Consider the following 6,839-nt stretch of genomic DNA (forward strand, 5'->3'; position numbering starts at 1 on the left):
TACATCCTCTCCGGTGTTCGTGTTCCATTACCCCACCCCCTCTGTGTTTCCCTACCCCAGCGATTCCTCTAGCCCCCCCCCCCCCCCGCTTCCCCATAGGTAGGGGTCGGCGTATCGCTGCGCCGCTATCCGCGCTTGCCGCACACCGGCCAGGCGCCGATGCCCTGCGAGCGCAGCACGTTCTCAGCAACCCGGATCTGCTCCGCGCGCGAGGCGTTGTGCGGGGAGCCCGCTCCACCATTGGCCCGCCAGGTGCCCATGGTGAACTGCAGGCCGCCGTAGTAGCCATTGCCGGTGTTGATCGCCCAGTTGCCGCCCGACTCGCACGCCGCGACGGCATCCCAGTTCACGCTGTCCGCATTGGCGGTGCCGGCACCCAGCGCCACCGGAGCCACAGCCAGCGCTCCAGCGATGATGCCCAGCCCAAACGTCTTGCGGATGTTCTTCACGTCTTTCCTTTCGCCAAGCGCGCGCCAAAGACACCCGCTCACGCGGGTGCGACAGCCTGAAACCAGGCCGGAGGGGTTGGTTCGCGCCGTCTCGGTCAGGCGCGAAAGGGAGGGCCACAGTGCCCGGCCCGGAACGTCATCCGGGCCCCCGCGTCGGGCGTCTTCGCCACCGCGGCCCCACTCACACGCAGGTTCTTGGTGTTGAAATTATTTGCTCCGTAACGGAGTCGCTTTGGACCGTACAAAGGTCTCGGACCGAAGTCATCCCGATCTAGAAGCGATAGCGGAAAGATCACGGACAGATAACGCGGCGACGGATACTCCATTTGCGCAGGTCAACGACGAATATTGCGCCGTTACCGTTTCGTGATCGGCGCAAACAAAAGGTGAGGCAGATCACCAGCATTTTGTGAGGTGGCCCACTTGATTTCGTTGCCGCAGAGGAGCGCACGCGCCATCAACCATGCGAAAGCGCTGGTAGATGCCATCGAGCAATGTCAGATGGGCTCCACGGGGCACGAATCGTGTTCGCTATGGTCGCGCCGCCGCCGGGCCGCCGGCACGCGCCCGCGATACGTTGGCGCACAACATATTCGGCCCGACCCGATGATCACTCGACGGCCCGACCTACGCGCCTCGTCGACCCTGCACCACCCCGTCAATACAGCGGATTCGATTGCCCGCCATGACATTTCGTACTTCATCGAGAAGCGTCCACCGCCCCTGCACGACCCAGACCGCAGACCCGGGATTCCCGACCTACGGCAAATGCAGCGGTCAGAGACGTTTTGGCATAAAATTAGACACTCTCAGCACCTTGCCCACGCCAATCGCGTCCCGAATTAGCGGCCAGTATGAGAAACCGAAAGCCCATGGATGCCAGCAGATTTCGACAGTGAGCGGACCACACCGGTGGCCGGTCTCGTCCGAATTGGCCCCGGTTTGTCGACCCCAAATAGGGATGAATTATCGACTCTTATCGTGTGAACGATAAATTCGGCTGAGTTTCCGACGTAATTCGCAATTTGCTGCAGCAGTTCACCGATCAGCCCGCGCTCATCGAAGATCGGCCGCGGTGTTGACGTTGGTCAACGCGCGCTGCGGTTCCATGACGATGCGTTGCGTGTCGACAATCGCGCTCAGCGACCGCATGCTGCGGTGGCCATCGCGGACCAGTGCGGCGATCTGCTCGGCGAGTGCACTGCGGTAAATCCCGGCCAGATAATGATCCCGACCGTCCCACGGCAGCACGATGTCGGCCGGAATCCGCTCGGCCGACGCGGCGAGGCGGTCGATCAGGTCGGAATCCAGATACGGCATGTCCACCGCACAGACGAAGGCCCGGTGCACGCCGGCCTCCGCCGCGGCACGCAACCCACGGCCCGTCGCCACCAACGGACCCACCCCACGCACCTCGTCGCGCAGGACTTCGGCGGTCAACGCGGGTAACGGCTGGCCGGGAGCCGCGATGACGAAGACCGGGGCACAGCAGGCACTGACCGCCGCCACCACCCGCTCGACCATCGTCGCGCCGTCAACAGGCAGCGTCGCCTTGTCCCGCCCCATCCGACGCGAAGCCCCGCCCGCCAGAACTACCGCGGCGAGCGGGGCTGTGCTCAGATTCTGTTGTTCGATCTTCTCAGTGCAACTATTCGACGGTCCAGGTGTCTTTGCCACGCAGCAAGGATTGCAGAGCCGCCGTGTCATGGGGCTTGGATTCGATGGCCGTGTTGACCTGCTGACGCGCGGCGTCGTCGTAGGTCGGCTTGTTCACCTTGCGGAAGATACCCATAACCATGTGGTCGAGGTTCTGCTCGCTGAGCCGCGACAACGCGAACGCGTAGGCCGGATCGTCGAGTTGGGCATCGTGCACCACGATGTCGGAGGCCGCGACGTCGGCGGTCTTCGCGACCTCAAGACCGAAACCGGACTTGACGACGCAGTATTCGCCGTCGGCACCAAACGTGATGGGCTGGCCGTGGGTGACGTTGATCAGCCGCTCCTCGGCGCCTTCCTTGCGCAGGGCGTCGAATGAGCCGTCGTTGAAGATCGGGCAGTCCTGCATGATCTCGACCAGCGCGGCACCGCGGTGCTCGGCCGCCCCGCGCAGCACCTCGGTGAGTCCCTTGCGGTCCGAGTCCAGCGCACGGCCGACGAATGTGGCCTCGGCGCCGAGCGCCAACGACACCGGGTTGAACGGATAGTCCAGCGAGCCCATCGGGGTGGACTTGGTGACCTTTCCGGTCTCCGAGGTCGGCGAGTACTGCCCCTTGGTCAGCCCGTAGATCCGGTTGTTGAACAGCAGGATGGTCAGGTTGACGTTGCGGCGCAGGGCGTGGATCAGGTGGTTGCCACCGATCGACAACGAGTCACCGTCACCGGTGACGACCCACACCGAAAGGTCCGGGCGGGCCAGCGCCAGGCCCGTGGCGATGGTCGGGGCACGCCCGTGGATGGAGTGGAAGCCGTAGGTCTCCAGGTAGTACGGGAAGCGGCTGGAGCAGCCGATACCGCTGATGAAGGCGATGTTCTCCCGACGCAGGCCCAGTTCCGGCAGGAAGTTACGGATGGTGTTGAGGATGACGTAGTCACCGCACCCCGGGCACCAGCGGACCTCCTGGTCACTGGTGAAGTCCTTGCCCTTCTGCGGCTGGTCGGTGGTGGGCACCAGAGCGGTCTTGGTCAACGGCCCTTCGCTCAGCCCCAGATCCGTGCCAATCAACTGTGCTGATGCGTGATCCGCTTCGCTTCTCACTGTTGTCATGCGTTCGCTCCCACAGCATTCGACTCAGTAGGTTCCTCGATGGTGGCGGCCGCCAACCGGGCGAACTTGGCCTTGTCCGCTTCCTTCTCACCCAGCGTGCCATCAAGGGCCGCATCGATGATGCCCTCCACCTCGTCGGCGAGGAAGGCCATGCCCTCCACCTTGGTCACCGACTGCACGTCGACCAGGTACTTGCCGCGCAGCAGCAGCGCCAGCTGGCCGAGGTTCATCTCCGGTACGACGACCTTCGGGTAGCGGCGCAGCACCTCGCCGAGATTGGCCGGGAAGGGATTGAGGTGGCGCAGATGAGCCTGGGCCACCTTGATGCCCTTGCGCCGGGCCCGGCGGCAGGCCTCACCGATTGGCCCGTAGCTGCTGCCCCACCCCAGCAGGAGCAGTTCGGCATCGCCGGTCAGATCATCGACCTCCAGATCCGGCACCGTGATGCCGGCGACCTTCTCCTGGCGCAGCCGCACCATGAGGTCGTGGTTCTTGGGCTCGTACGAGATGTTGCCGGAGCCGTTGGCCGATTCGAGGCCGCCGATCCGGTGTTCCAGACCCGCGGTACCCGGCACAGCGAACTGGCGGGACAAGGTCTCGGGATCGCGCGCGTAGGGCGCGAACGGCTCGCCAGACTTTGCGAACGTGTGCTCGATCGGCGGATAGGTGCTGATGTCCGGAATCTGCCAGGGCTCCGAGCCGTTGGCGATCGCTCCGTCGGACAGGATGATGACCGGAGTGTGGTAGTCCACCGCGATGCGCGCCGCCTCCACACCGATGTCGAAGCAGTCCGACGGGGACCGCGGGGCGAGCACCGCCACCGGGGACTCGCCGTTGCGGCCGAACAGCGCCTGCAGCAGGTCGGCCTGTTCGGTCTTGGTCGGCAGACCCGTCGACGGGCCGCCGCGCTGGACGTCGATGATGACCAGCGGCAGCTCGGTCATCACGGCCAGACCGATTGCCTCGGACTTGAGCGAGACGCCGGGGCCCGAGGTGCTGGTGACACCGAGCGCACCACCGTAGGAGGCACCGATCGCCGCGCCGATGCCGGCGATCTCGTCCTCGGCCTGGAAGGTCAGGACGTTGAAGTTCTTGTGTTTGGACAGCTCGTGGAGGATGTCCGAGGCCGGGGTGATCGGATAGGTGCCGAGCACCACCTGGATCTGGGCCAGGTGCCCGGCGGCCACGATGCCGTAGGCCAGCGCGGTGTTTCCGGAGATCTGCCGGTACTCACCAGACTTGAGCTTGGCCGGGGCCACCTCATAGGTGGTGGCGAACGCCTCGGTGGTCTCGCCGTAATTCCAACCGGCCTTGAGCGCCAGCACGTTGGCCTCGGCGATCTCGGGCTTGCGGGCGAACTTCTCCCGGATGAAGGCCTCGCTGGCCTCGAGCTCGCGGCCGTACATCCACGACAGCAGGCCGAGGGCGAACATGTTCTTGGCGCGCTGGCCGTCCTTCTTGGTGGCACCGATCGACTCGACGGCACCGAGCGTCAGCGTCGTCATCGCAACGGACTGCACCACGTAGTCCGACAACGTGTCATCCTCTAACGGATTGGTGTCGTATCCGACCTTTGCGAGGTTGCGTTTGGTGAACTCATCGGAGTTGGCGATGATCAGGCCGCCGCGCGGCAAGTCCGAGAAATTGGCCTTCAGCGCGGCCGGGTTCATGGCAACCAGCACGTCGGGGCGGTCGCCGGCAGTGAGGATGTCGTAGTCGGCGATCTGAATCTGGAACGACGACACACCGGGAAGCGTGCCCTGTGGCGCACGGATCTCAGCCGGGTAATTGGGCTGGGTCGCCAGGTCGTTGCCGAACAGTGCAGCTTCGGAAGTGAAGCGATCACCGGTCAGCTGCATACCATCGCCGGAGTCCCCGGCGAAGCGGATGACGACCTTCTCGAGCTTCTGCCGCGGCGCGGCGCCATTGCCGTTGCCGTTCTCAACCACGGCTACCGCCTTTCACGCGTTCTTTGACCACGTCTTTCCGGGCCGCTGTCGCGTGACGCGCCGCCGGATCCAACGTCCACCGAATTTTGATGTCACTACCAGTACCGATTATTGCACTCCTCTTAGGCTGCACTTCACCGTGACGACCCCCGACACGCGGGTGGAGCTGGGTTGAAGTTGCTGCTCGCGGGCGTGAACAAGCCCAGTTTGAGACAAAACTGTGGTTTTCGTCACGTTTAGGAGAATGTCATTCTCTAAGGAAAACGCTACCGGCCGGTAGCTGACCGCTAGCACCGGCAAGCACAAACTTGACACGCGTCAAGCATAGCCCGGGTCGTGCGTCTCCCGCTGGTCCGGTGCCCCGTCGGCGCGCACCCGCATGTCCAGTTCGCCGGCGACGACGCGGCTGGCGAACTCGGCGGCGTCCAGCGGCATCGCGCCGATGGCCCGACGTGCCACGTAACAGGTGGTGAACATGTCGCCGGCGCCGGTGGTCTGGACCCCGAGCACGGGCCACGCCGCCGGGACTCGACACACGCGGTCTTCCAAGTAGATGTCGCAACCTTCGGAGCCGTACGTCACCAGGATCTCGGGCACCCCGAGCCGCTCGGCCACCGCCGCATCGAATGTTCCGCCGGCGATCGTGACTGCCTCTTCCTCTGCCAGTTTGAGGATGTCGATGTTATTCAGCAGATCGCTTGGAAACCGGCGGTCTTCGACCAGTGGACCCAACCGGTCGGCGCGCACGAGCCCTTGGCCGTCGTAGGAGATGCGGTGACCGCGGGCCTTGAGGGCGGCCAGCGCGGCACCGGGGAAATCGGTTCGCAGCAGCGGTGCCAGGTGGACCCAAGTGGTCTGCGGATCGGCCGCGGCGATGTCCTCGGTGCTCCACACCGGCCCGATCGCCTCGACCGACAACCTTCGGTGGTCGGTGTCGTCATAGTCGAGCCGAAATGCACTCGTGGCCTCCGACCTCAAGATGCGCATCGTCGACCCGAGCGTTGTCAGCAGCGGATCGAACAGGTCGTGGTCACCGCCCATGGCGACAATCTGTCCCCGCACTCCCGCTGCCCGCAGGGCCAACCCGGCGAACGAAGCGCAACCGCCCGGACTCGGTGCCGCTCCGTCGATGACATCGATCGCGAGGTTGCCCAGCACGGTCACTCCGCGAGCGAACTCTGTTGACATGGGTGCAGTCTCCCCCGCCACCGGCCGAAACGTGGATCACATCCGCCGGAGGGAATGTCTCGCCGCAGATCGACATTTCAAATCACATAGGTAATCGATGTGATGGTGAGAGGTATTGCTCAATGCACACGGAAGCACAGACGACGAGAGCGAAACTACTGTTCGGAATCGCCGGACTGGCGGCTGCGACAGCTTTTACCGTCTTCGGCCTTCAGTCGACCGCACCCGATGACTCGTCCCGAATGACCGTGCCCGAAGCCCAAGCGACCATGCAGTTCGGCCAGACCGTGACACAGTCCGCACCGCCGTCCCAACCTGATACCCCCGCAGCCACGCCACCGGTCAAGGCCGAGCCCGCGCCGACTGCAGAGCCCGGGTAAACGCCGCTCGGGCGGCGGCTTGCCCGCCCACTTTGTCGGTGGTCGAATGTATGTTCGAATCATGCAGGCAGGTGCGGTTGAGGCGGTGGCGGCGTTACGGTCCGCCTGC

4 protein-coding genes and 1 pseudogene are annotated in these 6,839 nt (G+C 64.6%); all 5 read right to left on the bottom strand.

Annotated elements, in window-relative coordinates; genetic code table 11:
- Nucleotides 1-125: 125 nt before the first annotated feature.
- A pseudogene (locus A5740_RS12485) lies at nt 126-359 on the bottom strand (transglycosylase family protein); the annotation flags it as partial.
- Between the two features lie 1,146 nt (nt 360-1,505).
- Complete coding sequence (mobA, locus tag A5740_RS12490; RefSeq protein ID WP_076194468.1) at nt 1,506-2,069, bottom strand: molybdenum cofactor guanylyltransferase; 564 nt, start codon at nt 2,067-2,069, stop codon at nt 1,506-1,508.
- A gap of 28 nt (nt 2,070-2,097) precedes the next feature.
- Nucleotides 2,098-3,213: a 2-oxoacid:ferredoxin oxidoreductase subunit beta gene (locus A5740_RS12495; protein ID WP_076194461.1), complete on the bottom strand. Its 1,116-nt coding sequence runs from the start codon at nt 3,211-3,213 to the stop codon at nt 2,098-2,100.
- Complete coding sequence (locus A5740_RS12500) at nt 3,210-5,162, bottom strand: 2-oxoacid:acceptor oxidoreductase subunit alpha (protein WP_076194462.1); 1,953 nt, start codon at nt 5,160-5,162, stop codon at nt 3,210-3,212. The genes A5740_RS12495 and A5740_RS12500 overlap by 4 nt, the downstream gene beginning before the upstream one ends.
- A 318-nt stretch (nt 5,163-5,480) precedes the next feature.
- Entirely contained in the window at nt 5,481-6,350 is an 870-nt protein-coding gene (locus A5740_RS12505; protein WP_254849170.1) for a PfkB family carbohydrate kinase, read from the bottom strand.
- Nucleotides 6,351-6,839: the final 489 nt, after the last annotated feature.

The sequence above is a fragment of the Mycobacterium sp. GA-1841 genome (genome assembly GCF_001954135.1).
In the GTDB taxonomy this organism is placed as follows: domain Bacteria; phylum Actinomycetota; class Actinomycetes; order Mycobacteriales; family Mycobacteriaceae; genus Mycobacterium.

What these genes read in the sequence shown, in the direction of transcription:
- A5740_RS12495 (WP_076194461.1), bottom strand. Translation starts at nt 3,213, where the DNA reads ATGACAACAGTGAGAAGCGAAGCGGATCACGCATCAGCACAGTTGATT.
- A5740_RS12505 (WP_254849170.1), bottom strand. Translation starts at nt 6,350, where the DNA reads ATGTCAACAGAGTTCGCTCGCGGAGTGACCGTGCTGGGCAACCTCGCG.